This window comes from Variovorax sp. KBW07, from assembly GCF_003852515.1.
Lineage (GTDB): Bacteria > Pseudomonadota > Gammaproteobacteria > Burkholderiales > Burkholderiaceae_C > Variovorax.
Genome location: NZ_QAJK01000138.1, coordinates 1 through 26,373 on the forward strand (window position 1 = coordinate 1; position 26,373 = coordinate 26,373).

27 protein-coding genes and 2 riboswitches are annotated in these 26,373 nt (G+C 67.3%); of the genes, 12 read left to right on the forward strand and 15 right to left on the reverse strand.

The window, feature by feature from the left end:
- Positions 1-89: 89 nt before the first annotated feature.
- The 3 genes from DBV14_RS25685 to DBV14_RS25695 form a co-directional block, all read right to left on the reverse strand.
- On the reverse strand, positions 90-995 hold the full coding sequence (locus DBV14_RS25685) for a DMT family transporter (protein ID WP_260397230.1): 906 nt from the start codon (positions 993-995) through the stop codon (positions 90-92).
- 86 nt (positions 996-1,081) lie between these two features.
- Positions 1,082-1,762: a helix-turn-helix domain-containing protein gene (locus DBV14_RS25690; RefSeq protein ID WP_124463461.1), complete on the reverse strand. Its 681-nt coding sequence runs from the start codon at positions 1,760-1,762 to the stop codon at positions 1,082-1,084.
- A 58-nt stretch (positions 1,763-1,820) separates the two neighbouring features.
- Positions 1,821-2,813 carry a hypothetical protein gene (locus DBV14_RS25695; RefSeq protein WP_124463463.1) on the reverse strand — a complete coding sequence of 331 codons (993 nt, stop codon included), beginning with the start codon at positions 2,811-2,813 and terminating at the stop codon, positions 1,821-1,823.
- Positions 2,814-2,914: 101 nt separating this feature from the next.
- On the opposite strand from DBV14_RS25695, the gene DBV14_RS25700 reads away from it, so the two are divergent.
- Together DBV14_RS25700 and DBV14_RS25705 are read left to right on the forward strand one after the other, a co-directional pair.
- On the forward strand, positions 2,915-3,967 hold the full coding sequence (locus tag DBV14_RS25700) for a nitronate monooxygenase family protein (RefSeq protein ID WP_124463465.1): 1,053 nt from the start codon (positions 2,915-2,917) through the stop codon (positions 3,965-3,967).
- Positions 3,968-3,983: 16 nt separating this feature from the next.
- Complete coding sequence (locus DBV14_RS25705; RefSeq protein WP_124463467.1) at positions 3,984-4,664, forward strand: alpha/beta hydrolase; 681 nt, start codon at positions 3,984-3,986, stop codon at positions 4,662-4,664.
- Here DBV14_RS25705 and DBV14_RS25710 read toward each other — a convergent pair.
- Positions 4,639-5,274 (reverse strand): TetR/AcrR family transcriptional regulator, encoded by a 636-nt coding sequence (locus DBV14_RS25710; RefSeq protein WP_124463469.1) that lies wholly within the window; start codon positions 5,272-5,274, stop codon positions 4,639-4,641. The two genes, DBV14_RS25705 and DBV14_RS25710, sit on opposite strands and share 26 nt — an antisense overlap.
- Positions 5,275-5,324: 50 nt before the next feature.
- Here DBV14_RS25710 and DBV14_RS25715 point away from each other — a divergent pair, with 50 nt between their 5' ends.
- The 7 genes from DBV14_RS25715 (at position 5,325) to DBV14_RS25745 (ending at position 11,758) form a co-directional block, all read left to right on the forward strand.
- Positions 5,325-6,434, forward strand: coding sequence for a DUF2855 family protein (locus DBV14_RS25715; protein WP_124463471.1), 1,110 nt, complete (start codon positions 5,325-5,327; stop codon positions 6,432-6,434).
- A gap of 173 nt (positions 6,435-6,607) precedes the next feature.
- Positions 6,608-7,528 carry a DUF3014 domain-containing protein gene (locus DBV14_RS25720; protein WP_124463473.1) on the forward strand — a complete coding sequence of 307 codons (921 nt, stop codon included), beginning with the start codon at positions 6,608-6,610 and terminating at the stop codon, positions 7,526-7,528.
- 109 nt (positions 7,529-7,637) lie between these two features.
- The gene (locus DBV14_RS25725) at positions 7,638-7,889 is read left to right on the forward strand and encodes a hypothetical protein (RefSeq protein WP_124463475.1); all 252 of its coding nucleotides are present in this window, start codon (positions 7,638-7,640) and stop codon (positions 7,887-7,889) included.
- A 139-nt stretch (positions 7,890-8,028) separates the two neighbouring features.
- Positions 8,029-9,612 (forward strand): alpha/beta fold hydrolase, encoded by a 1,584-nt coding sequence (locus DBV14_RS25730; protein WP_124463477.1) that lies wholly within the window; start codon positions 8,029-8,031, stop codon positions 9,610-9,612.
- 245 nt (positions 9,613-9,857) lie between these two features.
- Positions 9,858-10,412: a PAAR domain-containing protein gene (locus DBV14_RS25735; RefSeq protein ID WP_124463479.1), complete on the forward strand. Its 555-nt coding sequence runs from the start codon at positions 9,858-9,860 to the stop codon at positions 10,410-10,412.
- Positions 10,409-11,344: a 3D domain-containing protein gene (locus DBV14_RS25740; protein WP_124463481.1), complete on the forward strand. Its 936-nt coding sequence runs from the start codon at positions 10,409-10,411 to the stop codon at positions 11,342-11,344. Before DBV14_RS25735 ends, DBV14_RS25740 begins: the two co-directional genes overlap by 4 nt.
- Positions 11,345-11,368: 24 nt before the next feature.
- A complete protein-coding gene (locus DBV14_RS25745; RefSeq protein WP_124463483.1) occupies positions 11,369-11,758 on the forward strand; it encodes a hypothetical protein in 390 nt (129 codons plus the stop codon).
- Between the two features lie 18 nt (positions 11,759-11,776).
- Here the strand turns inward: DBV14_RS25745 and DBV14_RS25750 are convergent, their stop codons facing one another.
- From DBV14_RS25750 to DBV14_RS25780, 7 genes are all read right to left on the reverse strand, one after another.
- Positions 11,777-12,481 carry a Crp/Fnr family transcriptional regulator gene (locus DBV14_RS25750; protein WP_124463485.1) on the reverse strand — a complete coding sequence of 235 codons (705 nt, stop codon included), beginning with the start codon at positions 12,479-12,481 and terminating at the stop codon, positions 11,777-11,779.
- Positions 12,482-12,542: 61 nt separating this feature from the next.
- Positions 12,543-15,452 (reverse strand): aminomethyl-transferring glycine dehydrogenase, encoded by a 2,910-nt coding sequence (gene gcvP, locus DBV14_RS25755; protein ID WP_124463487.1) that lies wholly within the window; start codon positions 15,450-15,452, stop codon positions 12,543-12,545.
- A 68-nt stretch (positions 15,453-15,520) separates the two neighbouring features.
- Complete coding sequence (gene gcvH, locus DBV14_RS25760) at positions 15,521-15,892, reverse strand: glycine cleavage system protein GcvH (RefSeq protein ID WP_093237207.1); 372 nt, start codon at positions 15,890-15,892, stop codon at positions 15,521-15,523.
- Positions 15,893-15,955: 63 nt separating this feature from the next.
- Positions 15,956-17,128, reverse strand: coding sequence for a glycine cleavage system aminomethyltransferase GcvT (gcvT, locus tag DBV14_RS25765; RefSeq protein WP_124463511.1), 1,173 nt, complete (start codon positions 17,126-17,128; stop codon positions 15,956-15,958).
- Between the two features lie 47 nt (positions 17,129-17,175).
- Positions 17,176-17,291: riboswitch (glycine riboswitch) on the reverse strand.
- A 12-nt stretch (positions 17,292-17,303) separates the two neighbouring features.
- Positions 17,304-17,394: riboswitch (glycine riboswitch) on the reverse strand.
- 34 nt (positions 17,395-17,428) lie between these two features.
- Positions 17,429-18,004 (reverse strand): hypothetical protein, encoded by a 576-nt coding sequence (locus DBV14_RS25770; RefSeq protein WP_124463489.1) that lies wholly within the window; start codon positions 18,002-18,004, stop codon positions 17,429-17,431.
- 112 nt (positions 18,005-18,116) lie between these two features.
- On the reverse strand, positions 18,117-18,665 hold the full coding sequence (locus DBV14_RS25775) for a hypothetical protein (protein ID WP_124463491.1): 549 nt from the start codon (positions 18,663-18,665) through the stop codon (positions 18,117-18,119).
- Positions 18,666-18,784: 119 nt separating this feature from the next.
- A complete protein-coding gene (locus tag DBV14_RS25780) occupies positions 18,785-19,984 on the reverse strand; it encodes an MFS transporter (RefSeq protein WP_124463493.1) in 1,200 nt (399 codons plus the stop codon).
- Positions 19,985-20,079: 95 nt separating this feature from the next.
- Between DBV14_RS25780 and DBV14_RS25785 the strand changes: the two genes are divergently transcribed.
- Positions 20,080-20,859, forward strand: a complete 780-nt coding sequence (locus DBV14_RS25785) for a helix-turn-helix domain-containing protein (RefSeq protein WP_124463495.1) — start codon at positions 20,080-20,082, stop codon at positions 20,857-20,859.
- Between the two features lie 57 nt (positions 20,860-20,916).
- On the opposite strand, the gene DBV14_RS25790 is transcribed toward DBV14_RS25785, so the two are convergent.
- The 4 genes from DBV14_RS25790 to denD all read right to left on the reverse strand — a co-directional run bounded on the left by DBV14_RS25790 (position 20,917) and on the right by denD (position 24,828).
- Positions 20,917-22,194, reverse strand: a complete 1,278-nt coding sequence (locus tag DBV14_RS25790; RefSeq protein ID WP_124463497.1) for a TRAP transporter large permease — start codon at positions 22,192-22,194, stop codon at positions 20,917-20,919.
- On the reverse strand, positions 22,191-22,685 hold the full coding sequence (locus DBV14_RS25795) for a TRAP transporter small permease (protein WP_124463499.1): 495 nt from the start codon (positions 22,683-22,685) through the stop codon (positions 22,191-22,193). Before DBV14_RS25795 ends, DBV14_RS25790 begins: the two co-directional genes overlap by 4 nt.
- An 80-nt stretch (positions 22,686-22,765) precedes the next feature.
- Complete coding sequence (locus DBV14_RS25800) at positions 22,766-23,737, reverse strand: TRAP transporter substrate-binding protein (RefSeq protein ID WP_124463501.1); 972 nt, start codon at positions 23,735-23,737, stop codon at positions 22,766-22,768.
- 71 nt (positions 23,738-23,808) lie between these two features.
- Positions 23,809-24,828 carry a D-erythronate dehydrogenase gene (denD, locus tag DBV14_RS25805; RefSeq protein ID WP_124463503.1) on the reverse strand — a complete coding sequence of 340 codons (1,020 nt, stop codon included), beginning with the start codon at positions 24,826-24,828 and terminating at the stop codon, positions 23,809-23,811.
- Positions 24,829-25,022: 194 nt separating this feature from the next.
- On the opposite strand from denD, the gene DBV14_RS25810 reads away from it, so the two are divergent.
- Together DBV14_RS25810 and DBV14_RS25815 are read left to right on the forward strand one after the other, a co-directional pair.
- Positions 25,023-25,892, forward strand: coding sequence for a hypothetical protein (locus tag DBV14_RS25810; RefSeq protein ID WP_124463505.1), 870 nt, complete (start codon positions 25,023-25,025; stop codon positions 25,890-25,892).
- 91 nt (positions 25,893-25,983) lie between these two features.
- Positions 25,984-26,262, forward strand: a complete 279-nt coding sequence (locus DBV14_RS25815) for a DUF1488 family protein (RefSeq protein WP_185546125.1) — start codon at positions 25,984-25,986, stop codon at positions 26,260-26,262.
- Positions 26,263-26,373: the final 111 nt, after the last annotated feature.

Below are 26,373 nucleotides of genomic sequence, written 5' to 3' on the forward strand. Positions count from 1 at the left end.
ACAAGCCAAAGAATGACCCCGAACCCGCTCCCAAACAACAGCGCCCCGAACAACAGCGCCCCCGAGTGCAGCGCAGGACCTACGCAGCGTCACCGAGCACGTCGCGCTTCAGTCCACACCACGATCGCCAGCCCCGCCAGCACCATCGCCAGTCCCGCAAAGGCCGCCGGGGCCGGACGCTCATGCACCACCACCAATGCCAGCCCGAACGCGGTGACCGGCTCCGCCAGTGCCAACGTCACGCCCGTAGCGCCGGAAATGCGCCGCAACGCATGGCTGAACAGCAGGTACGACACCCCCGTCGCGATCAGGCCCAGGTAGGCCACGATGGCCCAGCCCGCCGGTGTTGTCGAAAAGGGCCCCGAGATCAAGAGCGCGGTGGGTATCGCCGCCGCGGAGGCCGTGGTGAAAACCCACAGCGTGACCGTCGCGGGCGGCGAATGGCTCACGAGGCGTTGGCTCACCAGCGTGTAGATCGCGTAGCAAAGGCCCGACGCCAGGCACAACCCCAGCCCGACGGCATCGACCCGCAGGCCTGCGCTGCTTCCCGGCATCACCATCAGGCATCCGCCGCCAATGGCCAGCAGCGTGCCCACCCACCAGACCGGCGCAGGCGGCCTGCGTGATACCAGCGCCTGCAGCATTCCCGCCCACGCGGGTCCGCTGCCCACCGCCACCGCGGTGCCGATCGCAATGCCCGTGGCCTTGACGCCCGCGAAGAAGCTCAGGTTGTAGCCGGCAATGCACAGGCCCGCGAGCAGCACCCATCGCCATGCGGCGCGTGGCACTGCCAGCGTCGTCCGGTCGCCACCGCGCCGGCGCCAGCCGATGAAAACTGCAAAGAACAGCGTGGCGATTGCCATGCGCAGCGTGCCTACCCAGTAGGGCGAGGTGAGGGCGGGCATGAAGGTTTGCGCGGTTCCCGTGGTGCCCCACAGGGCCGCGGCGGCGATCACCATGCCGGCGCCGACCATGGATGCGTTCTTCGTCGTCATGCGCGCATGGTCGGGGCGGCGGGGCTGCGCAAATGTCGAGAGACTCTCGACCTTGCTGGCAGGGCGAAGAAGAAAGAATAAAGGGATCAGTCCGCGCGCAGCCGCCGGGCACCGAGCTGGCGGTCGCGACGCAAGGCAAAGCCGAGCGCGCTGGCCGAGCGGTAGCCCACCCGCAATGCGGTGGCTTCCAGCGGCAAGCCGCCGCGCAGAAGGCGCTGCGCCGCGTCGAGCCGGCGCGAGCGCAGGTAGGCCTGCGGCGACAGCCCTGTCAGTTCGAGCAGCCGCGCATGAAAGCGCTGCGGGCTCAGGAAGAAAAGGGCGGCCATGCGCGCGGTGTCCCAGGGGGCATGCAGGGCACGGCCCAGTGCGGTGTCGAGGCGCGCCAGGTCGATGCTGCGGCGCGCGAGGATCGATGGTGCTTGCAGCACATTCGCCAGGTGTTGCGCGGCCTTGGCCGGATCGACGTCGTTCCTGCACGCAGCCGTGACCGCGAAGCGGCGGATGCGATCGACGCCGCTGTCATCGGGCGTGTCGATGACCACCATGCGCACGCCGCGCGGCGACATGAAGGTGTGCGCCATGCCCGCCGGGATGATCATTCCGCAGGAGGTGTCGGTGAAGGCCGCCCGCCCGCCGATTTCAAGCTCCATGCGGCCGTCGAGCGCGAACATGATCTGCGCGTGCGCATGGTCGTGGCCGGCATATTCGCCGGCATAGTTGCGCACGCTGTAGACGATCCCCGAGCTGGAAGACGCTTGCGTGCGCATGGTGGCGTTGCGTTGTTGCTGCTGTTGCTGTTGGCGCTCGCCGCTTCGGGCTTTCCCGTCAGAACCCCGGCACCGGGTTGCGCCCCTCGCCCGGAACATACGAACCCTTGCGATACGTGTAGATGATCGTGCGGTCGACCGTCTCGGCGCGGCCGTTGGCGCGGCCCGTCTGCTTGCCGCTGTACACGATGCGCATCTCGCCCGGCTCGTCGTCGGTGCCCAGGGCAAATTCCGGCGTGCCGTCCACGTCGAAGCAGTTGCCGCGCGCCGGGGTCTCCGGGCGCTCGTTGCTCAGCACCGATTCGCAGGCCTCGTCGGAGCCGCCGTTTTCCGCCGACAGCGGAATGCTGGTGACCAGTTCGTGCACCGCGCTGGCGCCCAGTTCATACACCGAGAACCAGCTGCCGCAGTTGCCCTGCCAGCAACTGCCGCTGGTGGTCGTCAGCACGAAGCGTTGCGGCGCGATGCGCTCCACCTTCGTCTGGCCGATGTTGCCCATGAAGCCCAGGTAATCGACGCCGTCGCTGCGCTTGGAAAGTGTCCACCCGTCGTTGCCCTGCTCGAAGAAGTAGGCGCCGAGCCAGGCGCCCGACACGTGGCTGTTGATGGGCTGGCCGCTGTCGTCCAGCGGCACGGTCTCGGTCAGCATTACCGCGTGGGTGTCGTCCAGGCGCACCACTTCGCGCGGCGTGATGTCGGCCTGCTGCTCGCCCTCGCTGCCCTTCACCGGCTTGCCGTCGTTGCCGATGTCAGGCAACTGGACGGTGCCGCCGCGGCTGTCGTCCTTGTCTTCCCAGCCGGGGAAGACCAGCGCCATGAGCTCGCCGCGCTTGAGCGTGGCCGAGACGGTGGGCGCCACGACGGCGGGTGCAGCCTGCGTTGCTTCCGGGGCGGCCGCCGTGTCCGTGCCCGTGGTGGCGGAAGAAGAGTTGCTGTCGCCCTCCTGCGAGCAGCCCGCAAGGCCGACAAGCACGGCAACGGAGGCCGCAAGCAGGGCGCGCGAAAAAGCAGGGCCGGATAAAAAAGCGGACGAAGAAGAACGACGGTGCATGCCCGCAATTGTGCCGAAACCGGGGCCATGACCCCGCCGCCACCGCGTGCTCCGGCTTGGCGGGAGAATGGCCGGCATCGACACACAAGGAGCCCTTTCGCATGACGACGCTGAAGCAGATTATCGGCACCGAACTTCCTCTGATCCAGGCGCCGATGGCCGGCATCCAGACCAGTGCGATGGTCATCGCGGTCAGCAATGCGGGCGGGCTCGGCTCGCTGCCTTGCGCCATGCTGAGCCCCGACGTCATGCGCGGCGAACTGGCCGCCATTCGCGCGGGCACCGACAAGCCCTACAACGTCAACTTCTTCTGTCACACGCCGCCGGTGCCGAGCGCCGAACGCGAGGCCACGTGGCGCGCCGCGCTGGCCCCGTACTACGCCGAGTTCGGCATCGATGCGGCCAGCATTCCGACCGGGCCGGGCCGCAACCCCTTCAGCGCCGACGTGGCCGACCTGCTGGCCGAATTCAAGCCGCCGGTGGTGAGCTTTCATTTCGGGTTGCCGTCCGAGGCACTGCTGGCGCAGGTGCGCGGCTGGGGCGCCAAGGTGCTGGGCTCGGCCACGACGGTCGATGAAGCGCTGTGGCTCGAAGCGCATGGCGCTGACGCTGTCATTGCGCAGGGGCTCGAGGCCGGTGGCCATCGCGGGCACTTTCTCTCGCACGACCTGACGAAGCAGCTCGGCACTTTCGCGCTGCTGCCGCAACTGGTGCGCGCCATCAAGCTGCCGGTGATCGCGGCCGGCGGCATTGCCGATGCCGACGGCGTGGCCGCGGCCATGGCGCTGGGCGCGGCGGGCGTGCAGGTCGGCACCGCCTACATGCTGACGCCCGAGGCGACCACCAGCAAGCTTCACCGCGCGGCGCTCAAGAGCGACGCGGCACGCCACACGGCGCTCACCAACCTGTTCACGGGCCGGCCGGCGCGCGGCATCGTCAACCGCGTGATGCGCGAGCTGGGCCCCATCGGCGCGGCGGCACCGGAGTTTCCGCTCGCCACTTCGGGCATCGCGCCGCTGCGCGCCAAGGCCGAAGCCCAGGGCAGCGGAGATTTTTCTCCGCTGTGGTCGGGGCAGAACGCGACCGGTTGCCGCGAGGTGTCTTCGGCCGAAGTCACGCGCGCGCTGGCCCAAGGTTTTTCCGCATCGCTCTGATCTGAACCCACCCGCAATGACCCAACAACTTCACCTGCCCCTCAAGTTCCTGGAACACGCCGCGCAGCCTTCGGTGCGCGAACCCTGGCTGCTGGTGCTGATGCACGGCGTGGGCAGCAACGAGCAAGACCTGTTCGGGCTGGCGCGCATGATGCCGCCGCAGTTCCACGTGCTGAGCCTGCGCGCGCCGTATGTGCTGTCGCCCGATGCCTATGCGTGGTTCGAGTTCGAGATTCTTCCCAACGGTGAACGGCGCATCGACGAAGAGCAGGAGCGCGAAAGCCGCTTCCTGGTCGGCGAGATGATCGCCTCGGCCGCGCAGCAGCTCGGCGTGCCGCCCGAGCGCATCGTGGTCGGCGGCTTCAGCCAGGGCGGGATCATGGCGCTGTCGCTGCTGCTGACCCAACCGGCGAGCGTGCGCGCCGCGATGGTGTGGCACAGCCGGCTGCTGTCGCAGGTGGTGCCGCACATCGCGCCGCCCGAAGCCTTCGAGGGCAAGGCGCTGTGGGTGAGCCATGGCAGCGCCGACAACGTGATTCCGCCGAGCGCGGCGCAAGCCACGCGCGAACTGGCGCGCACCTTGCCGCTGGCTTTGTCGGGCTCGGACTTTCCGGGCGCGCACGAGATTCGCCCGGCCGAACTGCAGGGCACGCTGGCGTGGTTGCAGTCGCTCAGCGCGCCTGCAGGCGCGCCATGACCATCGCTTCCATTTCGCGCACCCAACTGCTGCTGTTGCTGCCGTCGTCCTTGTCCCCCTCGGGCTGCACCAGCAAGCGGTAGCGGCGGCCGCCCCACGCCGCGGTCAGCAGCGCGTGAAGGGTGGCGGGCGAGGGCGCCGGCCGCAGGTCGGTGCAGGCCGCGAAGGCCCGCAGCCAGCGCTCGGCCAGTTCGTCGTACACCCGGCGGTGGTGCTTGGGCTCGGCCACGCGGTGTTCGAGCATCAGCATCTCGTGGTCGAAGGCGGGCAGGCCTTCGAGCCGCGTGTCGCAGGTCAGGCGCACCAGCCGCCGCACGCGTTCGCGCCAGTCGATGTCCGTGGGCACTACCGCTTCGGTGTCGATGCGTGCGAGCAGTGCTTCGATGCAATGGCGCACATAGCCCGAGAGCAGGGCTTCCTTGTCGGGAAAGTAGTCGTAGAGCGTGCCGACGGCAATACCGGTTTCGAGCGCCACCGCGCGCGTGGTCACGCCCTCCCAGCCGTGCGCATTCCAAATCCGAACAAAGGCGTCGTAGATAGCCTGCACGGTGAACTTGCTGCGCGCCTGCGTGGGGCGTTTCAGGGGCTTGGAGCGGGGTGCGGCGGGCATCGAGTGGTTTTCCGAACCCGTCGCGGGACGGGGCGCCATACAGTTTGCGAATGAACAACGCATTCACTTTAACCCGCCTCGAAACGCGCAAGAACGCACTCGGAACCACCCGCGTGGTGGCCACGCCCGACGACGGCGCGCTGCAGCCCGGCGAGGTGCTGATGAAGATCGGCCGCTTCTCGCTGACCACCAACAACATCACCTATGCAGCCTTCGGCGACGCGGTGATGAAGTACTGGCAGTTCTTTCCCACGGGCGATGCCGACTGGGGCCACATGCCGGCCTGGGGCTTTGCCGATGTGGTGGCATCGAGCGTCGAGGGCGTGGCGGTGGGCGAACGCTTCTACGGCTACTTTCCGATTGCCAGCCACCTGCGCATGCAGCCGGTGCGCGTGACGGCGCGCGGCTTCTACGATGGCGCGGCGCACCGCAGCCAACTGGTGTCTGCCTACAACCAGTACATGCGATGCAGCAACGACGTGGGCTATGTCGCCGCGCTGGAGGACTACCAGATGCTGGTGCGCCCGTTGTTCATCACCTCGTTCATGCTGGCGGACTTCCTGGAAGACAACGCCTTCTTCGGCGCGACGCAGGTGGTGGTGTCCAGCGCTTCGAGCAAGACGGCGTTCGGCACGGCTTTCTGCCTGGGCAAGCGCGAGGGCCTGCAGTTGATTGCCGCCACCTCGGCGGACAACCGCGCCTTCGTGGAAGGGCTGGGCTGCTACGACCGCACGCTGGGCTATGAAGAAATTGAATCGCTGCCAGCCGGCGTGCCCACGCTCTATGTCGACTTCTCGGGCAACGACGACCTGCGCGCCACCATTCACCACCACTTCGGCGCGGCGCTGGTGTACGACTGCTATGCCGGCTCGGCGCAGAAGACCGAGTTTCTCGGCGACACCGCCGCGCTGCCCGGCCCGACGCCGCAGTTGTACTTCGCGCCCGTGCAGATCCGCAAGCGGAATGCCGACTGGGGCCCGCAGGAGGTCAACCGCCGCTTCAACGAGGCGCAGGGCAACTTCATCGCCGAGCTGAGCCTGCCAGGCAACCGCTGGATGACGCTGGCGCGTGGCGAGGGCTTCGCGCATGCGCAGGCGGTGATCGCGAAGCTGCATGCGGGCAAGGTCGACCCGCACGAGGCGCACGTCATCGCGATATAGAAAGAAGACGCGAGGGACATGAGAGGCGTGAGAGGCGTGAGAGACATGGGCTGAACTTTCGCGCGGCCGGCGCGTCACAGGGCGTTACGAGGATGTGGCCGTGGCGCTGCCTTTATTGGTGCACCATAGCCACTCGTCTCCCACTGCAGCCTTGGCAAAAGGAAACCGACTCCATGTCCGACAGCGACACGCGCGATCCGCGCGACACCCCCGAATTCCGACCCCGCCGCGAGGCACCCACGGGCACCATCGTCGTCATCGTCCTGCTGGCGCTGGTGGCCACTTTCTTCGGCTGGCGCTGGTACCAGCAGCAACAGGCGAAGCCGGCCGAGCCGGTGCCGGTGGCCGCCGCGCCGAACGATGCGCCCGCGCCGCCGCCGGCCTCCGCCCAGCCCACCGGTCCGCAGAACCCGGTCGATGCGCTCGCGCCGCCCGATGCGGCGCTGCCCAAGCTGGCCGAGTCCGATTCGCGCGTCATGAAGGCGCTGGCCGAGCTGATCGGCGGCAAGAACGTGTCGGCCTTCCTTCGCTCCGACGACATCGTGCGGCGCTTTGTCGCCACCATCGACAACCTCGCGCGCGAGCAGGCACCCGCCAGCGCATGGCCGGTGCAGCCCACGGGCCAGCGCTTCATTACCGAGGGGCCGCAGCAGGGCGGCACGCAGACCATCGCCGCCAACAACGCCGCGCGCTACAACGGCATCGTGCTGCTGGCCGAGTCGGTCGATCCGGCCAAGGCGGCGGCGGTGTACGCCAAGCTCTATCCGCTGTTCCAGCAGGCGTACGAAGAGCTTGGCTATCCGGGCCGCTACTTCAACGACCGGCTCATCGCCGTCATCGACCATCTTCTGCAGGCGCCCGAGCCCACGGGGCCGGTGCAAGTGCGGCTGGTCGAGGTGAAGGGCGACGTGCCTTCCACGCGGCCGTGGGTGCGCTACGAGTACGTCGATCCGAAGCTCGAGTCGATGTCGTCGGGCCAGAAGATCATGGTGCGCATGGGGCCCGAGAACGAGCGCAAGGTGAAGGCCAGCCTGCGCGGGCTGCGCCAGCAGATCGCCACCGCCGATATCGCCAAAAAGAAGAAGCAGCCTTGAATGGATGAGGCGGTGAGGTGGTGAGGCGCCGCGCCGTGTAGGCGCAGGCCGATTGCACGCGGCGCGGATGACGCAGATGATTTGTTCTCAAGATCTCGAGGACAAGCGTATGAACCTGATGAGCGTCGATCTCTACCAGAGTGCCACCGATCCCCGGAAATTCCTGGCGCTTCCCGCCGGCGTCGATCCTGCCGAGCTCACCGGCCCGATGGTCTTCGACCGCGACTACGCGCAGATCAATCGATACCACAAGGCCTTCGAATTCGATCCGTCCGAAACCTATGCCGGCGTCAACGCCGCCAAGATCGCCGCGGACATCCTGACCGTGAAGTGGGCGATGTACCGGCGCGAAGCCTCGTAGGCGCGGGGAGTTCGCTGCCCGCGTGGCGCTGCACGCCTTGGCTGCCTTCGTAGCGGTCTTTGTTCCCGCCGGGACAATCCGCCGCGGCCTTCGTTCCTAGAGTCGCGTGTCTTGAGACACGCAACGAGGAACAGAAAACATGAAGGCAATCATCCGGGCCGCCGTACTGGGCGCGGCGGCATTGTTCGCCGCGGCGCTTTGCGCGCAGGCGGCCACCGTCCAGCAGCTTTCCGTGCAATCGCCAGTGGCCGATCCGTTGGCGCAGGGGGCGGGCACGGCCGGCACCAAGGTCGCGTTCACGCTCTTCCTGCCCGACCGCAAGCCTGAAGGCGGTTACCCGCTGGTGCTGCATGCGAGCGGCTTCGGGCTCAGGCGCCTGCAGGCCATGCCGCCGCGCGACACCGACCCGGCCGCAAGCTACTGGTCGCGGCTCGACCGGCTGGTGCCCACGCTGGTGGAGCGCGGCTATGCGGTCATCAGCTTCGACCACAGGGGCCACGGCGACAGCGGTGGCGACAGCCGCATCATGGACCCGCAGGCGGAGATCGCCGACGTTCGCAGCCTGATCGACTGGGCCGAGCGCGAGCTGCCGCTGCGCAAGGGCGCCGACGGCCGCGCCCGCATCGGCAGCATCGGCGGCTCCTATGGCGGCGGCTACCAGCTGCAGCTGGCACAACTGGAGCCACGCATCACCACCGTGATTCCGTCGATGACCTGGTACGACCTGCAGCATTCGCTTGCGCCGCAAGGCGTGCTGAAGCAAGGCTTCGTGCAGTTCGAATGCTTCATGGCGCAGCGCGGCAAGGTGCGCGACGGCGGCCTGCTGCGGCCCTTGTGCGAGCAGGCGCCCAAGCCGGGTGCCTGGGCGTGGGCCGACCTCGGCACCGATGCGGCGCGGCTGCGCGACGCCTACCAGGCGCACGGCCCGTCGGGCGCGAGCTGGGCCGGGCAGCCGGTGCGTCGCGTCGATGCGTTGGTCGTGCAGGCCAGCGAAGACGTGCTTTTCGACATGGGCGATGGCCTGCGCAACTTGCGCTACCTGAAATCGGGCGGTGGCGATGTGCGCCTGATGGTGCTGCGTTCGGGCCATGTGAATCCGCGCGCGGGGCAACGCGACAAGCCGGCGCGCTGCGGCAATCTCGATGCGATGGAAGCCATGGCGACGTGGCTCGATGCCAAGCTGCGCGACGAGGCCACGGGGCTCTCGTCGGTGCCGGGCACCTGCATCGCGCTGGACGACGGCACGGCCTACCAGGGCGCGGTGCCCGTGGCCGCACAGGTCGGGGCGGCGCTGCCGTTGACCGATGTGCCTGCTGGCGCGACGGGCCTACGGTTCGTCGCGCTGCCCGCCGATGCGCTGGCGCGGCAGGGCGCCGGCACGGTGCTGGCTGGCGTGCCCGAAGCAGAACTCGACGTGCAGGGCAAGGCCGGGCCGGGCGTCGCGCTGGTGGGGCTTGCGCTGCGCAAGCGCGGCGGCGAAGTGGTGCTGCTGTCCGACCAGGTGGTGCCCGTGCCACCGGGCCGCCAGCGCATCGCGCTCGGTGGCGTGGCCGCACGCATGCAGCCGGGCGATGAACTGGGCGTGGCGCTGTTCGCGACGCACCCGCAGTACGTCTGGGCGCCTGCCTCGGGCGCGCCGGTGGCGGGCGTCATCACCGGCAATGGCTATGCGGTGTCGGGGCGTGTGTGGTTGCCGCTGGTGGCGGATGCGGCGGCGCAGTAGGTGAACGCAGCCAGGCCGCCTGTCGGTTCGCGGTTGATCGAATTTCCGCCCTGTCGTGACAAACGACTGACCAGTTGACTATCGGCAATAGTGTTGAAGGCCTCGGCCACGTACAAAGCTCTGTCCAAGACAGGGAGTGCGTAGCAAATGAAGAGAAAGATTGTCGTGCCCGGTGGCCTAGTGGCTCGTGGCGGCCGCCTGCCGCAAAAGTATGCGCCCATCACACAAACTGGAAGAGCGTAGAAATGGGCGAGATACTTCCAATCATTCGCCTGGGTGACAAGACGACCCACGGTGGAACGGTCGTCGAGGCATTTCCAGCTGCCAGGGCGGATGTCTACGGTATCCCTCCGGCAGGCTTGGGGCACTTGACCATCTGCCCACTACATCCGGGACCGCATCGCATTGCAGAGGGCGTCTCCTCGTTCACGATCGACGGCATTCCTGTCGCACTGCAAGGTATGGCCACCACCTGCGGCGCAGCATTGATCCCCTCGCAGCTCTCCGCGACGGTGGAGCGGGTCGGCACTGCAACCATTGCGGACTCGCATGCCTACCACCTGAATCATGCAGGTCACTGGCATCCCGGTCCTGCTCCCAGGTTCCTTCACGATGAGCAATTCTTGCTGCAGGACAAACGAACGGGGAGGCCTCTCGTCAACGTGGCGTACCAAATCAAGAGCGAGGCGGGTGAGATCACATCGGGAGTCACCGACTCAGAGGGAAAGACACTACGCGTCAAGACCATCGCGCCCGAGCAGCTTGTGCTCAGTCTCATCCATCAAGGCGTGAAGAAATGACCGAAAGAATTGCCGCGGTCGGAACTGGGACGACCAACCCCACGCCTGGATCCACCGTTGTTGTACAGATCGCCGATCTCACTTTGGCATGGGAGATTGAGAACAACACGATCAACAACGACAAGTTGCCAGTCATTCCCACGGCTTCGCGGGTCCAGGGCGGTTGGATTCTCTACCGCCTGAAGATCAAGGCAACGCTGACCCGCATCGGTAAGAACGCACCGGAAGCCGTGCATGCGTTGACCGTCACCAGTGACAGGGCGGGCGATTCTGTCAAAGCCTCTACCCCTGCGACAGACGCTGCAGGTTCTGTGATCGTGACTCTTGAAAGCCGCGAAAAAGGGACGCTCAAGCTGTCGATCTCCGAAAAAGAGATCACCTTCGTTCCACTGGAGATCACCCTGTCGGATGCGTGGTACGAAAGCACCTTTTTGATTACCGGCTACAACGTCTGCAATGAGTCCGACTTCAGTGGCGCGTTGGTTGCTGCGAATGGGCTTTCAAATCAGCACCGAGACGATTTTCTTTTTGGTGCCCGAGGTGTGGTGATGCAAGGCACTGGCATGGCACTCAATGGCCAGTACGTCCGACCAACCCGAGTCGGTTCGGCATGGGCAACCAATACCCATGGCAATCCGACGCGCATGGCGAACCCTGGGGGCGTCACATTTGCCTATGCGAGTACTGTTCAGGGCTCCTTCGGAGCGGTGACCGTCGGACATTCGATGGCGGTGGATCCTTCTGTAATTCCGCCTCATCGGAAGGTGGAGATCGAATCAATTGGAGCCCGGTACGCAGATGATCGCGGGAGTCGAATTCGGGGCTATCACATCGACAACTTTCTGGGGGCTGGAAATGGAGTGGCTCAAACATGGCAAGCGAGCGGCGTCAACAGCACACAGCGTAGGGTCAAGTTCATAGGAGGGCTCTAGCTCATGAGACAGCGGTGTCGGACAGTGCTTGTCGCTGTCGGTGTGCTTTTTTCGGCGGTGATGCCGGCCTGGGCCGACGGCAGCGTGAGCTTTCAGTCAGATGTCTTGCCGATGCTCAAGGCCAGGCCGGAATTTGAGAGGTTTCTGCTCGGCACGTTAAAGGTCAATGACGCAGGCTCGGGCACGCGCATCTCCGACCTGGCGATGCCGCATCTGGGCGGCACTCGCATGGGGCCTTATGAATTTCAGGCATCGTGGCGAGATGCTGGCGGCGACGTGCCGGTCACGCTCGTCATCGATACCGACGTCAAGTTCTTCGATAAAGCGGGCCGGGAAATCAGGGACGGGCGCCTGAAGCAGGCGACCCGTCTTCGGGAAACTTTCAGCGGCATGCAGATCGAACCCCGTCGTTGAGTGGCGGGCGCGTGCGGGTCACGCCGGGTTGTCGCACTGCTTGGCGTAGGTGCGCAGCGCATCGAGCTGCCGCAGCGTGACGACCTGGTAGCCCAGCTCGAGCAGCCCTTCAGCTTCGAGCTGCTTCAGCGCCGCGTTCAATCGCGGCCGCGACATGTTGCAGTAGATCGCCAGCTCCGCCTGCGACACCTGCAGCTCCAGCGAGCGCGGCGGAAAGGCAGAAGGGCTGAACAGCGAAGCCAGGCTCTGCGCCACCTTGGCCACCGGGTCCAGCGTGCGGTCCGACAGCGTGACGGCCATCGATTGGGTGAGCCGCTCGCTCAGCAGCAGCATCACGAAGCGGTTGAAGGCGGGGTTGCTGTCGAGCAGGTGAAAGAACGCGGCCTTGGGCATCTTGATGATGACCGCGTCGGAGAGTGCGACGGCGTCGCAGAAGCGCGGCGTGTCGCGAATCAGCTCGACTTCGCCGACCCAGCTGAAGGCCTGGCCCATGAAGGTCACGGGCTTGCCCGAGGCCGATGTAGTGCACAGCTTCATGCTGCCGCGCCCCATGCCGACCCAGTGCTCGGCCGGGTCGCCGCGGTGCCATATCGGCTGGCCCGCGGCCAGCTCGACGAAGCGCAGTTGCGGCAGCAGCGCGGCGCCTTCGGCATCGCTCAGCGTGTGGGCCCACACGCAGCCGCGCCAGCGCGACTTGAGCGATTCGACTTCGTTCGGATTCATGCGCGGCGCACGCCTGCCGTCACCGTCGCCGCCACTGCAATCAGCGCCGCCGCCCCAAGGCTCAGGCCTCTTCCGTTTCCTTGTAGTCGCCCACGGGCACGCAGCTGCAGAACAGGTTGCGGTCGCCGTACACGTTGTCGACGCGGCCGATGGGCGGCCAGTACTTGGCCTGCTTGAGCTCGGCCAGCGGGAACGCGCCGAGTTCGCGCGAGTAGGGGTGCGACCATTCCGTGCCGAGCAGGCTGGCCGCGGTGTGCGGTGCGTGCTTGAGCGGGTTGTCTTCCTTCGGCCACACGCCTTCTTCGACACGGCGGATTTCGCCGCGAATGGCGATCATCGCGTCGATGAAGCGGTCGAGCTCGGCCAGCGGTTCGCTCTCGGTCGGCTCGACCATCAGCGTGCCGGGCACCGGGAAGCTGAGCGTGGGCGCGTGGAAGCCGTAGTCGATCAGGCGCTTGGCCACGTCTTCGGCGGTGACGCCACTGGTGTCCTTGAGCGGGCGCAGATCGAGAATGCACTCGTGCGCGACGTGGCCGTTGGGGCTCGCGTACAGCGTGGGGTAGTGGTCCTTCAGGCGCGCGCTGATGTAGTTGGCGCTGAGGATGGCGGTTTCGGTCGCGGCCTGCAGGCCCTTGGCGCCCATCATGCGGCAGTACATCCAGCTGATGGGCAGCACGGCGGCGTTGCCCAGCGGCGCCGCGGAAACAGCGCCCACGCCGTGCGATGCAACGCCGGCCGTGACATGGCCCGGCAGGTAGGGCACGAGGTCTTCGACCACGCACACCGGGCCGACGCCGGGGCCGCCACCGCCGTGCGGAATGCAGAAGGTCTTGTGCAGGTTCAGGTGGCTCACGTCGCCGCCGAATTCGCCCGGCGCGGCCACGCCGACCAGTGCGTTCATGTTGGCGCCATCGACGTACACGCGGCCGCCGTGTTCATGCACCAGCTCGCACAGTTCCTTCACGCGGGTCTCGAACACGCCGTGCGTGCTGGGGTAGGTGATCATCACCGCGGCCAGGTTGGCGCTGTGCTTTTCGCAGGCGCGCTTCAGGTCGTCCATGTCGACGTTGCCTTGCGCGTCGCAGGCCGTCACCACCACCTGCAGGCCCACCATCTGTGCGCTCGCGGGGTTGGTGCCGTGGGCCGACGAGGGAATCAGGCAGATGTTGCGATGGCCCTGGCCCTTGGCTTCATGGAAGGAGCGAATGGCCAGCAGGCCGGCGTATTCGCCTTGCGAGCCCGCGTTGGGCTGCAGGCTGATGCCCGCGTAGCCGGTCGCTTCGCACAGCCATGCGCGCAGTTGCGCGTCGAGCTGCGCGTAGCCTTGCTGCTGGTCGGCCGGTGCGAAGGGGTGGATGTTCGCGAACTCGGGCCAGGTGATGGGGATCATCTCGCTGGTCGCGTTGAGCTTCATGGTGCAGCTGCCGAGCGGGATCATGCTGCGGTCGAGCGCCAGGTCCTTGTCGGAGAGGCTGCGGATGTAGCGCAGCATCGCGGTTTCGCTCTTGTGCGTGTTGAACACCGGGTGCGTCAGGAAGGCGCTGGTGCGGCGCAGGTCTTCGGGGATCAGCGGCGCGGCCTTGGCGGCCAGGTCGTCGAAGCGCGGCATGGCCGTGCCGGCGGGCACGAACAGGGCCCACAGCGTCTCGATGTCGGCGCGCGTGCTGGTCTCGTCGAGCGAAATGCCCAGGTGCTGCTGCAGGCGCTGGCGCAGGTTGACGCCGGCGGCGGCGGCGCGCTCGATGATCTTCGGCGTGTCGTCGCCGGTGCGGATCGTCAGCGAGTCGAAGGCCGTGGTGTTGACGGGCTCGCGGCCCATCTGCGAGAGGCCCTGCGCCAGGATGGCGGTGAGTGCCGCCACGCGCTGCGCGATGCGCGTCAGGCCATCGGGCCCGTGGTACACGGCGTACATGCTGGCCACGACGGCGGGCAGCACCTGCGCGGTACAGATGTTCGAGGTGGCCTTTTCGCGGCGGATGTGCTGCTCGCGCGTCTGCAGCGCGAGGCGGTAGGCGGGCTGGCCGTGCGTGTCGACGCTCACACCGACCAGGCGGCCCGGCAGCGAGCGCTTGAACGAGTCGCGGCAGGCCAGGTAGGCGGCGTGCGGGCCGCCATTGCACAGTGGCATGCCGAAGCGCTGCGTGGTGCCGCAGACGATGTCGGCGTCCCATTCGCCGGGCGGCGCGAGCAGCGTCAGCGCCAGCAGGTCGGCGGCCACGCAGAAGGCGGCGTCGCACTGGTGCGCATGGCCGGCCAGCGGGCGCAGGTCGTGCACGTGGCCGGTGGTGGCGGGGTACTGTGCGAGCACGCCGAAGAATTCGCCGCTCACCATCAGGTGCGGCAGCGTTTCCGACACGGTGCTGACCTTGACCTCGATGCCCAGCGGCGCGGCGCGCGTCTTGATGACTTCGATGGTCTGCGGATGGCAGTCGCCCGACACCAGGAACACGTTGCTCTTGCTCTTGACGCTGCGCTTGGCCAGCGTCATGGCCTCGGCGGCGGCCGTGGCTTCGTCGAGCATCGAGGCATTGGCGATGGCCATGCCCGTCAGGTCGCACACCATGGTCTGGAAGTTGAGCAGGGCTTCCATGCGGCCCTGCGAAATCTCGGCCTGGTAGGGCGTGTAGGCGGTGTACCAGGCGGGGTTCTCGAGCACGTTGCGCAGTATCACGCCGGGCGTGTGCGTGCCGTAGTAGCCCTGGCCGATGAAGCTCTTGAACACCTTGTTCTTCGACGCCATCGCCTTCAGCTCGGCCAGCGCATCGGCTTCGGTGACGGGAGCCGGCAGGCGCATCGGCCGGGCGCGGCGGATGGCCGCGGGCACGATGCCGTCGATGAGCTCCGCGCGCGTTTCCGAGCCGATCACCGGCAGCATGCGCGCCTCGTCCGCCGCATCGATACCGATGTGGCGGGCGAGAAATTCTTCGGCGTTCTCTAGTTCTTGCAAAGAGGGAAGGGCGGGAATCGGCATGGCGGTGAAGGGTCGAGGAGAAGAAGAAAAGGCGGCTCGGGAGCTCAGCGGATCAGGGAATCAGAAGATCAGGATTCGGCGGCGAACTTGTCGTAGGTGGCCGCGTCGAGCAGCGCGTCGAGTTGCGCGGGCTCGCTCAGCTTGACCTTGAAGAACCAGCCGCTGGCCAGCGGGTCGCTGTTGGCGAGCGACGGGTCGGCGCGCAGCGCTTCGTTCACTTCGGTGATCTCGCCCGAGACGGGCATGAACACGTCGGCGGCGGCCTTGACCGATTCGACGACGCCGGCAACTTCGCCCTGCGCAAAGGTCTTGCCGACTTCAGGCAGGTCGACAAACACCACGTCGCCCAGCGCGTCCTGCGCGTGCAGCGTGATGCCGACGGTGGCCGAGCCGCCTTCGGCCGACACCCATTCGTGGTCCTTGGTGTACTTGATGCTCATGGTGAAAAACTCCTCGTGGAAAAAATGAATCGGGAGGCAGAGCCTAGCTGTCCTGAGCCAGGTTCAGCCCCGGTAATAACGGGTCGGCACGAAAGGCATGGTCGAGACTTCCATCGGCACCGGCTTGCCGCGCACGATGGCCTGCACGCGCGTGCCGGGCTCCGAGAACGCGGTGGCCACGTAGCCCATGGCGATGCAGCGGTCGGCTGTCGGGCCGAGCAGGCCGCTGGTGACGATGCCGATGTCCTGCCCCTCGAAAGATTGCAGCACCGTGCCGTCGCGCACCGGAATGCGCTCCAGCGCCACCAGGCCGACACGCTTGCGCTTCAGCGTGTCGTGGTCGGTGTGGCCGGCAGCGCCTGCCGTGGCTGCGGCGAGCTGGGCCAGGATCTTGTCCGCGCCCGGAAAACCGCCTTCGCGCGCGCCGCCCGTGCGGCGCACTTTCTGCATCGCCCAGTTGAGCGACGCCTCGACCGGCGTGGTCGTGGTGTCGATGTCGTTGCCGTACAGGCACAGGCCGGCTTCGAGGCGCAGCGAATTGCGCGCGCCCAGGCCGATGGGCTTGACCTCGGGCTGGGCCAGCAGCAGGCGGGCGAGGGCGTCGGCGTCTTTTGCGGCCACGGAAATTTCGAAGCCGTCTTCGCCGGTGTAGCCGCTGCGGGTGACGAAGGCGGCAATGCCGCCGATCTGCACCGCGCCGCCGGTCATGAACACGAAGCGCTCGATGCCGGGCGACAGGCGCGCCAGCGTGGCGGCGGCCTGGGGGCCCTGCAGCGCGAGCAGTGCATGGTCGGGCAGCGGCTGCACTTGGCAACGCGCGCCGATCTTGCGCTGGATGTGGGCAATGTCGTCGACCTTGCAGGCGCCGTTCACGATCACGAAGATCGAGCCGTTGCCTTCGTTGAAGAACATCAGGTCGTCAAGGATGCCGCCCTCGTCGTTCAGCAGCAGGCCGTAGCGCTGCTTGCCGGCGGGCAGGTCGATCACGTCGACCGGCATCAGGGTTTCGAAGGCGGCAGCGGCGTCGGGGCCGACCAGGCGCAACTGGCCCATGTGCGAGATGTCGAACAGGCCGGCGGCGTCGCGCGTGTGCTTGTGCTCGGCCATCAGGCCGGCGGGGTATTGCACCGGCATGGAATAGCCGGCGAAGGGCACCATGCGGGCGCCGAGCTCCACGTGCAGGTCGTACAGGGGCGTCTTGAGAAGCTGGGCGTCGGAAGCGGAAGAAGTCACCAGGAGGCACTCCAAAGGGGCAGTCGAAATCCATGGCTGCAACGCCACGGGCCACCCCTGCTGTCCGCTTTACCTGAGAGATTCGCCCCACGATCGGGGTTTGCTCCTTCGGTGGGCCGCTGCACGCCTGACGACGCTGCATGGGCCTCTCTCCAGCAAGGAAACGCCGGTGTTCGCCGGCGCCTTGTCAGTCCTTTTGCCTGAGCGTTCGGGAAACCCCTGCGCCTTCGGCGGCCCCGGCTGGCGGGGCTCTCTCCTGACCCGGGTGAGTGTAGTGGATCGCGCCGGCCCGGGTTTCGGGTTTCAGTGCACCACTTCGGCCGGCGGCAGCAGCCGGTCGATGCGCTCGCGCAGCGATTCGGCGCGCTCGGGGCCGGCGCTTTTCTCGATTTCGCTGAGCATCAGCGCGGCGATGGTCAGCATGGCCTCGCGGTCGCGGGCCTCGCGCAGGGCGTCGCGCATCTGCAGCGCGAATTTCGGGTCGCGCCGCACGAACATGCGTTCGCAGATGTCGAAGAGGAACATGCGCGTGGTGGCCAGGGAGCGCTTGCCGTCGAAGTTGTCGGCGGTGGCGGTGAGGCGGATGGGTTCGGCTGCGGGCAACGGGGCGGGTTGCGCGGCTTGAGAAGCTTGAGTAGAGGCTGCTGCCGTGGCCGTCGCCTGCGGCGCCGCCGCGGCCTTCGGGTCTTGCAGATAGCCCCGCTGCACCAGCGCATGCACCGCCTGCTCGGCTTCGCCCCGGTTCGTGAACAGCGGGCTGAAATCGGTCAGCGAGCGCCGCCCGTCGGCCATCAGCAGCAGCGCGCGCTCACGCTGGCTGAGCGTGCGCTGGCCGCCCTGGAGTTCGTCGCGCGCCTTGTCGGTCTTGGTGGGAAACATGGCAGCCACAGCTTTCGGAGATCGAGGGCTGCAGCATCGGGGGCGGCGGTGACACCTTCATGAAGCTTTCCCCTTACAAGGAAAAATCATCGGGCCACCGCCTCGGCGCGGGTCAGGCGCCGACGGTTTCCTTGCGGATGAGCCACTGGTTGCCCACGCGCTGCAGCTCCAGCGTCTTGCGGTCGGTGTTCTTCAGCTTGTCGGCGCTGTAGATCTGCTTGAAGCGGGCGCTGGCGGTCTGTCCGTTGACGCTGATGACGAGGTCGTCGACGGTCACGCTGATCTTCGACTTGCCGGTGATGCGCGTGCGGCGCTCGGCCTCCCAGCGCTTGCGGTCCTGCTTGCGGGCGGGCGTGAACTCGGGTGCGTAGGCCGCGAGGTAGCGCTCCACGTCGCGGGCAGACCAGGCGGCGGCCCAGGCACGCACGGCCGTTTCCACTTCGGCGATGCCGGTGGCCGGCGCTGCGGCAGGGGCGGCGGCAGCGGGGGCTGGCGCCGGCGCGGCGGTTGTCGCAGCCGGCGGCGATGCCGGTGCCGCAGCCGCTGCAGGCGCGGCAGGCGCGGCAGGCGCGGCAGGCGTTGCCGTAGCGGCGGGCGTGGCGGCCAGGGCTGCCGTGGACAGCAGGCCTGCGGCGAGAAGGCAGGTGACGAGTCGGTTCATGGTGCGGTTCCCTCGGTGTTTGTGAGTTGTCGGCGTCGAGCGCGACGCCGATTCTGGCAGCGAACCCGCCGGGAACCCAATCGACCGGAGTCGACGCGAACTGCCCCCCCGCTCTCCTCTCAGGCCGCGGCCGCCGCTTCGGCCTCGACCGGCGGAATCACCGGCGCCCGGTTGCGAAGCCGCAAGGCCAGCACGGTCGCCACGCACAGCACGCACAACACCACGGTCAGCGTCACGCCCAGGCCGCGCGCATCGGACAACATGCCGAACAGCGGCGACACCAGCCCGCCGACCGACAGCGCCAGCCCGAGCGTGATGCCGCTGGCCGTGGCCGGGTTGCGCGGCAGGTAGTCCTGCGCCAGCGTGACCTGTGCCGCGAAGGGCAGGAACATGCTCATGCCGAGCAGCGCGGTGCAGGCCAGCGCCCAGCCGGGCGTCGGCGACAGCACCAGGCCCGCGAGGCACGGCAAGGCGAGCAGGTAGCCGCTGCGGATGGTGCCCATGCGGCCGATGCGGTCGCCGAGCCAGCCGCCGAGCAGCACGCCCACCGCGCCCGCGGCGGTGAAGCCGGTGAGCGCCGCGGCGCCCTGGAAGGTCGTGCCGTGCAGGTCGCGGGTGATGCGCAGCGACAGCATCGACAACACCGTGACGTACGGAATCGACCAGCCCACGATGGTCGCCACCAGCAGGCTGAAGGCGCGCCAGTCGTTGTGGGGCTTCATCACGCCGCCGGCCGCCTGCTTCCTGGCGGCCGCTGCGGCGGCTGCCGCCGCGACCGCGCCGCGCCGCGCAGTGGCCGTGACCCACAGCACGCCCATGGCCACTGCCGGCACGCCGAGCAGGTAGCTGCGCGACAGCCCGCCGCCGCCGACCACCGTGGCCGCCAGCACCGGCGCGAAAGAGGCGCCGATGGTGCCGCCCACCGAAAACACGCTCATGGCTTTCTGCGAGGCGCCGCCGGCCGCGCGCGCCGCCACGGTCGCGGGCGGGTGGTAGGCCGCAATGCCCAGGCCGCACAGCGCAATGGCGATCCACGTCATCAGGTAGCTCTGGCTCATGCCCGCCAGCACCACGCCCAGCGCCGCCACCAGAAAGCCCACCGGCACCAGCCAGCTGCGCGGATGCCGGTCGGCGTACAGGCCGAACAGCGGCTGCACCACGCTCGACAGGCCGGTGGCCGCCAGCATCAGCCCGCTCACGGCCGTGTAGCTGTAGCCGCGCTCCAGCACCATGAACGGCAGCAGCGCGGGCACCAGGCCCTGGTAGAGGTCATTGACGGCATGGGTGCCGGTGAGCAGCCCGAGTCGGCGCTTGTTCATTCGATCGCTTCCTTGATTGAAAACCTTGAGGGAAAGGCATCGTAGGAAGCCGTGCGAAGATGTTCTCGCTACGAATCCACAAGCATCGTCGAGAAATGGACAAACTGAATCTGCGCCCCGAAGAAGGCGAGTCGACCCCGCGTGCCGTCGCGGTGCTGGCGACCGACCCCGACGGCGACGCCTTCATTCCGCCGCACGCGCACCGGCGCGGCCAGCTCATCCACGCGATTTCGGGCGTGATGATCGTCAGCGCCGCGCCCGGCAGCTGGGTGGTGCCGCCCGGCCGCGGCGTCTGGGTGCCGCCGGGCATGGCGCACCAGATCCGCATGGCCGGCACGGTGAAGATGCGCACGGTGTTCGTCGAGCCCGGCACGCGCGCCGGCCTGGGCAGCGAGTGCCGCGTGATCCACGTCGGCGCCCTGCTGCGGCAGCTCATCGTCGCGGCCGTGTCGCTGCCGCTGGACTACGCACCCGGCAGCCGCGACGAACGCGTGATGGAGCTGATCCTCGACGAGATCGAGGCTGCGCCCGCGCTGTCCCTGCATGTGCCGATGCCGCGCCACGCACGGCTGTCGGTGCTGTGCGAAGAACTGGTGCGCGATCCGTCGCTGCCCGCCACGCTCGACGACTGGGCGCTGCGGCTGCACATGAACACGCGCACGCTGGCGCGCCTGTTCCAGCGCGAGACGGGCATGAACTTCGGCGCGTGGTGCCGGCAGGCGAGGCTGCTGCTGAGCCTGCCGCAACTGGCGGCGGGCGCCTCGATCCTGGAGGTGGCGCTGGCGCACGGCTACGAGAGCCCGAGCGCCTTCACCGCGATGTTCCGGCGCACGCTGGGCGTGCCGCCGAGCCTCTACCTGAAACGCGAGGCCTGAAACGAAAGAGCGGGCCCGCAGGCCCGCTCTTTCTGGAGGTGCGATGTCGCCGCGTGCCTACTTCGCGTACACCAGGTCGCGCAGCGCGAGCGATACCCACGGCACGTAGGTGATCACCATCAGGCAGCCCAGGATCACGAGCACGAAAGGCACCAGGTGTTTCACGATCCGGTCCAGTGAAATGCGCGCCACCGTGCAGGCCGCGAACAGGTTCACGCCGAACGGCGGCGTGATCATGCCCAGTGCAAGGTTCACCACCATGATCAGGCCGAAGTGCACCGGATCGATGCCGAAGTGCACCGCCACCGGCGCCAGGATCGGCGCAAGCACGATGATGGCCGCGCTGGTTTCGATGAACATGCCGATGACGAACAACGCCGCGTTCACGCCCAGCAGGAACATCGCCGGCGACTTGAGCACCTCCTGCAGCCAGTGGCCGATGGCGTCGGGCACGCCGGCGCGGGTGATCAGGAACGCGAACAGGCCCGCATTGGCAATGATGAACATGATCACGGCCGACGACAGCACCGACTTGCGCAGGATCACGTACAGGTCCGCCAACTTGATTTCGCGATAGATCACCACGCCGACGATGAGCGCATAGAACACCGCGACGGCCGAGGCCTCGGTCGGGGTGAAGATGCCGCCGTAGATGCCGCCCAGGATGATCACCGGCATCAGCAGCGCCCAGCCGGCCTGCCAGAGCGCGCGACCGAAAGGCATGCGGCCTTCGCCGTCGGTCTTGCCCCAGCCCTTCCACTTGCAGTAGATCCAGACAAAGAACATCAGGGCCAGGCTGATCAGGATGCCGGGGCCGAAGCCCGCGATGAACAGCTCGCCGATCGACACTTCGGCGCTCACGCCGTACAGGATCATCGGGATCGAGGGCGGGATGATCACGCCCAGCTCGGCGCTGGTGGCCTGCAGCGCCGCCGCGTACGAGGTCGGGTAGCCGTGCTTGATGAGCGCCGGGATCAGGATGGCGCCGATCGCGAAGGTGGTGGCCACCGACGAGCCCGACACCGCCGCGAAGATCATGCAGGTCAGCACACAGGTCATCGGCAGGCCGCCCTGTACGCCGCCCACGATGCTCTTGGCGAACTCCACCAGCCGGCGCGAGATGCCGCCGGTTTCCATCAGGTTGCCGGCCAGGATGAAGAACGGAATGGCCGCCAGCGGAAACTTGTTGATCGCGTTGAACATCTCCTTCACGGAGATCAGCATGTTGGCGTTGGTGACCTGGATGCCCAGGATCGAAGCCAGCCCGATGGACACCGCCACCGAGATCGACAGTGCAAAGCACAGCACCATCGTTGCAACCATCACGACGCTCATTGCGCGGTCTCCAGTTCGAGCCGCTTGGGATCGAGAAAATTACCGACGATGCCGAAGACGCAGAACACCGAGCCGACCGGCAGCGCGAGGTAGGCCCACATCATCGACAGGCTTTCGAGGCCGGCCATCGATTGCACGCGTCCGCGCATCGCATAGTCCCAACCCCACCAGAGAATGACCAGCATCAGGATGAGCGCGGCAATGCTCACAACCGCGTCGAGCACGCGGCGCACGCGCGGCGGGCTCCAGCGGTAGAGCACGTCCACGCTGACCATGGCACCCTGGCGGAATGCCATCGGGATGCCCAGGAAGACCATCCAGATCAGGCTGACCCGGATCAGGATTTCGCTCCACTCCGCTGGCTGCTCCAGCACGAAGCGCGTCACGATCTGGAACACGCCCAGCGCCGATGCAATGACCAGCATCAGGCACGCGCAAAGCATCGATGCGCCGGTGGTCCAGCGTTCGATACCGAGGAATTTATCTTTCATCTGCACTCGCGTTCAAAACAAAAAAAGCCCGCCCTGAAGTCCGGGCGGGCGCAGACGCTAGCGGGACGACGGCGTCCGGCTCACTTGTAGTCGCGGATCTTGTCGAGGTTGGCCTTGCCGAAATCCTTCTCGAACTGCGCGTTCACCGGTGCCAGCGCGGCCACGAACTTTGCCTTGTCGACGTTGTCGATCACGGTCATGCCCTTGGCGCGCAGGTCGGCCACGCCCTTGGCGTCGTCTTCGTCCACGCGGGCGCGGTTGGCCTTGGTGCCTTCCTTGGCCGCATCGATGAAGGCCTGCTTGTCGGCGGCGCTGAGCTTGTCGAAGCTGGCCTTGTTCATCACGAAGATGCAGGGCGAGTAGACGTGGCCGGTCAGCGAGAGGTGCTTTTGCACCTGGTCGAACTTCGCCGAGATGATGACGGGCAGCGGGTTCTCCTGGCCGTCGACCGTGCCTTGCTGCAGCGCCGTGAACACTTCGGGGAAGGCCATCGGCGTGGTGACGATGCCGAAGCCCTTGTAGGCCGCGATGTGCACCGGGTTTTCCATCGTGCGCATCTTCAGGCCCTTGAGGTCTTCGGGGCCCTTGACGTCGCGCTTGCTGTTGGTCATGTGGCGAAAGCCGTTCTCGGCCCAGGCCAGCGCCTTGAAGCCCTTGGCGTCGAACTTGGTCAGCAGGTCCTGGCCGATGGGGCCGTCGAGCACGGCGCGTGCATGGGCCTTGTCGCGGAACAGGAAGGGCACGTCGAGGATCTTGGTCTCGGGCACGAAGTTCGGGATCGGGCCGGTCGAGGAGAAGGCCAGTTCCTGCGTGCCCAGCTGCACCGCTTCGATGGATTCGCGCTCGCCGCCGAGGGCGCCGTTGTAGAAGGTCTGGACCTTGTAGCGGCCGCCCGTGCGCTTTTCGACTTCCTTGGCGAAGGTGTCGATGGCCACGCCCTGGTGCGAGTTCTGCGCGGTGGAAATGCTGATCTTCATGGTCGTCTGCGCAAAAGCGGCGCATGCCATGCCCATGCCCAGAACCAGGCCGGCGGCCAGTCGGGTCAACTTCATTGTCTGTCTCCTCGGGTTGGAAAAAAAGCGCGCAAAAAGAGCCTTGAGACCGGTTTCACGCAAAGAAATGACTATGCATGAATAAGCAGTTTCACCGCGTCGGGACTTTCACGGACATAGGCACGAATCACTGCCTCGAAGCTCTCGTCGGGTGCAAGGCCCAGGGCCCGGGCGCGCGGGGTGTCGAAGCGGCCCGGCCAGGTCTTCACGATGCGGCGGATCGTTGCATCGGGCGTGCGGTCGAGCAGGTCGGTGGCGGCCTTGCCCGCCACGCGCTCCAGCGCCGCCGCCATGTCGCCGACCGTGGTGGCCAGCGAGGGCAGGTTGAGCGCGGTGCGCGGGCCCCATTGCGCGTCGGTGGCTTCGGCGGCACGCAGCAGGCCCTCGATGGTTCGGGCCGGCGAGGCGATGGCCACGGGTGTCTCGTCGGGGACCGGGCAGGCCGCGCGCAGGCCTGCCAGCGGCTCGCGGATCATGCCGCTGAAGAAGCCCGAGGCCGCGCCGTTCGGCTTGCCCGGCCGCACGCTCACCGTCATGAGGCGCACGCTGCGGCCGCGCACGAAACCCTTGCGCGTGAAGTCGGCCACCAGCTGTTCACCGATGAATTTCTGGATGCCGTAGCTGGTCTGCGGCGTCGGCAGCGTGTGGTCGTCGATGACCGGCGGCAGCGGCTGCTCGGGCGAATCGCCGAACACCGCGAGCGAGCTTGCGAACACCAGCACCGGTTTCGTGCCGAGCGCGCGTACCTTTTCGAGCAGGGCATGCGTGGCCGCGAAGTTGCTGCGCATGCCGAGGTCGAAGTCGGCCTCGCATTCGCCGCTCACCGCGGCGGCCAGGTGAAAGATGGCATCGGCCTTGCGCCAGGCCGTGCTGTCGGCATCGGCCGAAAGCTGCGCATTGAGGTCGCCGGTGATGGCGGTAATGCGCGCATCCGCCGCAAGGTCGGGCGGCGGCGCGGCGCGGTCTACCAGCGTGATGCGTTCGATGGATGCGGCGGGCGCGCCCGCCAGCGACAACTGGCCCTGCGCCAGCAGCGTGCGGGCCAGGCGTGCGCCCAAAAAACCGGCGCCGCCGGTAATGACGATGTGCATGCGGTGTGTCTCCTGAAGTCTCGTTTTGCGTTCTCGTTCCGTGCATGGCGAGGATAAATGCGTCGCTCGCCCCATGGCGTGGCGACAAGCAAAACCATTCCCTTGCCAAAAGAAAAACTGTTTGGACGCGGGGCCGTGCGCTCGGTAGCCTTGCGCCACCGACATCCTGCGCGCGCAATGCGCCATTCCACGCCATGAATGCAGCCGCCGAAGAGCCCGTCTTTTTCATGACCGACGGCGCATCGAACTACCGCATGGTGCGGCCCTGGCAGAAGCCGTCGCCGCGCGGCGATATCGGCGTCATCAGCCAGCTCGCGCTCGACAGCCGTGGCCGCGTGTTCGTGCTCCAGCGCACCGCGCCGCAGTTGCTGATCTATCGCCCCGACGGCCAGCTCGACGAGGTGTATGAGAACCCCAGGCTCACCAGCGGCCACGGCCTGTTCATCGATGCGGCGGACAACGTCTACCTGGTCTCGTACGACGCCCACCAGGTGCTGGCGCTCGACGCGTCGCTGCAACCGCGCTTCGAACTCGGCGGCTTCAACGCGCCGCGCTGGGGCGCGCCGTTCAACCACCCGACCGACGTGGCGGTCGCGTCCGATGGCGAGATCTACGTGAGCGATGGCTACGGCAACGCCTGCGTGCATCGCTTTTCGGCACGGGGCGAGCACCTCGGCACCTGGGGCGGCGTGGGGCAGGGACCGGGCGAATTCTCGACGCCGCACGGTGTCTGGGTGCTGGCCGACAACCGCGTGGCCGTGTGCGACCGCGACAACGACAGGGTCCAGCTGTTCGACCGCGACGGCGCCTACCTCACGCAATGGACCGGCCTGCTGCGCCCCATGGACATCTGGTCGAACGGCGCCGACGTCTTCGTTACCGAACAGGCGCCGCGCGTGAGCCGGCTCGACCTGTCGGGCACGGTGCGCGGGCGCTTTCGCACTTTCGGCGTGTATGGCCACGGCCTGTGGGGCGGCACCGATGGCAGCCTCTACGTTGCCGAACAGGGGCACGGCATGCACTGCGTGACGAAGTACGAGCGCATCGGGCCGGCGCTGACGTAGCCATAGTCATGGCTGGCGGTGTCCTTGTGGCATGCTGGTCGGCGGCCCCTTCGAGGGGCTTTGTTTTTTCTTGAAAGAAAAGGGACCGTCGATGAGCAAAGTTGAAATGACCGGCATGCAGGCCTCCACCGACGGCGTGGCGTTCAGCGCCAGCGCCGCGGGTACGCAGGGGCTGTTCCTGGTGCCGGTCGACATCCTGTCCGACCTGGCCTGTTCGAGCATGGACTTCGAAGACGAGATGCTCGAGGCCTTTGCTGCCCACTCAGGGGTCATCGAAAAGGCGACGTGGGCGGCGCTGGCGGATGGCCAGGCCGCGGAGGCCGGCGAGCGCGTCGTGCTGTCGCGCGCGGGCTTTCCTGGGCTGGACTGAGCGCTCTTCACTCGGGGCTCTTTGGCGGAGCTGTGTCGTGGAATCGAGGTGCGTTGTTCAGGGCTTTGCTCACGCTGACGGTGTGCGACGTGCGCTGTTCAGGGCGACGCC

Bases quoted from the DNA above. Each gene is read 5' to 3' on its own strand.
- DBV14_RS25810 (WP_124463505.1), top strand. From the start codon at position 25,023: ATGAATGCAGCCGCCGAAGAGCCCGTCTTTTTCATGACCGACGGCGCA.
- DBV14_RS25795 (WP_124463499.1), bottom strand. From the start codon at position 22,685: ATGAAAGATAAATTCCTCGGTATCGAACGCTGGACCACCGGCGCATCG.
- DBV14_RS25800 (WP_124463501.1), bottom strand. From the start codon at position 23,737: ATGAAGTTGACCCGACTGGCCGCCGGCCTGGTTCTGGGCATGGGCATG.
- gcvH (WP_093237207.1), bottom strand. From the start codon at position 15,892: ATGAGCATCAAGTACACCAAGGACCACGAATGGGTGTCGGCCGAAGGC.
- gcvP (WP_124463487.1), bottom strand. From the start codon at position 15,452: ATGCCGATTCCCGCCCTTCCCTCTTTGCAAGAACTAGAGAACGCCGAA.
- DBV14_RS25690 (WP_124463461.1), bottom strand. From the start codon at position 1,762: ATGCGCACGCAAGCGTCTTCCAGCTCGGGGATCGTCTACAGCGTGCGC.
- DBV14_RS25815 (WP_185546125.1), top strand. From the start codon at position 25,984: ATGAGCAAAGTTGAAATGACCGGCATGCAGGCCTCCACCGACGGCGTG.
- DBV14_RS25715 (WP_124463471.1), top strand. From the start codon at position 5,325: ATGAACAACGCATTCACTTTAACCCGCCTCGAAACGCGCAAGAACGCA.
- DBV14_RS25695 (WP_124463463.1), bottom strand. From the start codon at position 2,813: ATGCACCGTCGTTCTTCTTCGTCCGCTTTTTTATCCGGCCCTGCTTTT.
- DBV14_RS25710 (WP_124463469.1), bottom strand. From the start codon at position 5,274: ATGCCCGCCGCACCCCGCTCCAAGCCCCTGAAACGCCCCACGCAGGCG.
- DBV14_RS25770 (WP_124463489.1), bottom strand. From the start codon at position 18,004: ATGTTTCCCACCAAGACCGACAAGGCGCGCGACGAACTCCAGGGCGGC.
- DBV14_RS25720 (WP_124463473.1), top strand. From the start codon at position 6,608: ATGTCCGACAGCGACACGCGCGATCCGCGCGACACCCCCGAATTCCGA.
- DBV14_RS25780 (WP_124463493.1), bottom strand. From the start codon at position 19,984: ATGAACAAGCGCCGACTCGGGCTGCTCACCGGCACCCATGCCGTCAAT.
- DBV14_RS25775 (WP_124463491.1), bottom strand. From the start codon at position 18,665: ATGAACCGACTCGTCACCTGCCTTCTCGCCGCAGGCCTGCTGTCCACG.
- DBV14_RS25725 (WP_124463475.1), top strand. From the start codon at position 7,638: ATGAACCTGATGAGCGTCGATCTCTACCAGAGTGCCACCGATCCCCGG.
- DBV14_RS25785 (WP_124463495.1), top strand. From the start codon at position 20,080: ATGGACAAACTGAATCTGCGCCCCGAAGAAGGCGAGTCGACCCCGCGT.
- DBV14_RS25700 (WP_124463465.1), top strand. From the start codon at position 2,915: ATGACGACGCTGAAGCAGATTATCGGCACCGAACTTCCTCTGATCCAG.
- DBV14_RS25705 (WP_124463467.1), top strand. From the start codon at position 3,984: ATGACCCAACAACTTCACCTGCCCCTCAAGTTCCTGGAACACGCCGCG.
- denD (WP_124463503.1), bottom strand. From the start codon at position 24,828: ATGCACATCGTCATTACCGGCGGCGCCGGTTTTTTGGGCGCACGCCTG.
- DBV14_RS25730 (WP_124463477.1), top strand. From the start codon at position 8,029: ATGAAGGCAATCATCCGGGCCGCCGTACTGGGCGCGGCGGCATTGTTC.
- DBV14_RS25740 (WP_124463481.1), top strand. From the start codon at position 10,409: ATGACCGAAAGAATTGCCGCGGTCGGAACTGGGACGACCAACCCCACG.
- DBV14_RS25790 (WP_124463497.1), bottom strand. From the start codon at position 22,194: ATGAGCGTCGTGATGGTTGCAACGATGGTGCTGTGCTTTGCACTGTCG.
- DBV14_RS25750 (WP_124463485.1), bottom strand. From the start codon at position 12,481: ATGAATCCGAACGAAGTCGAATCGCTCAAGTCGCGCTGGCGCGGCTGC.
- DBV14_RS25685 (WP_260397230.1), bottom strand. From the start codon at position 995: ATGACGACGAAGAACGCATCCATGGTCGGCGCCGGCATGGTGATCGCC.
- DBV14_RS25735 (WP_124463479.1), top strand. From the start codon at position 9,858: ATGGGCGAGATACTTCCAATCATTCGCCTGGGTGACAAGACGACCCAC.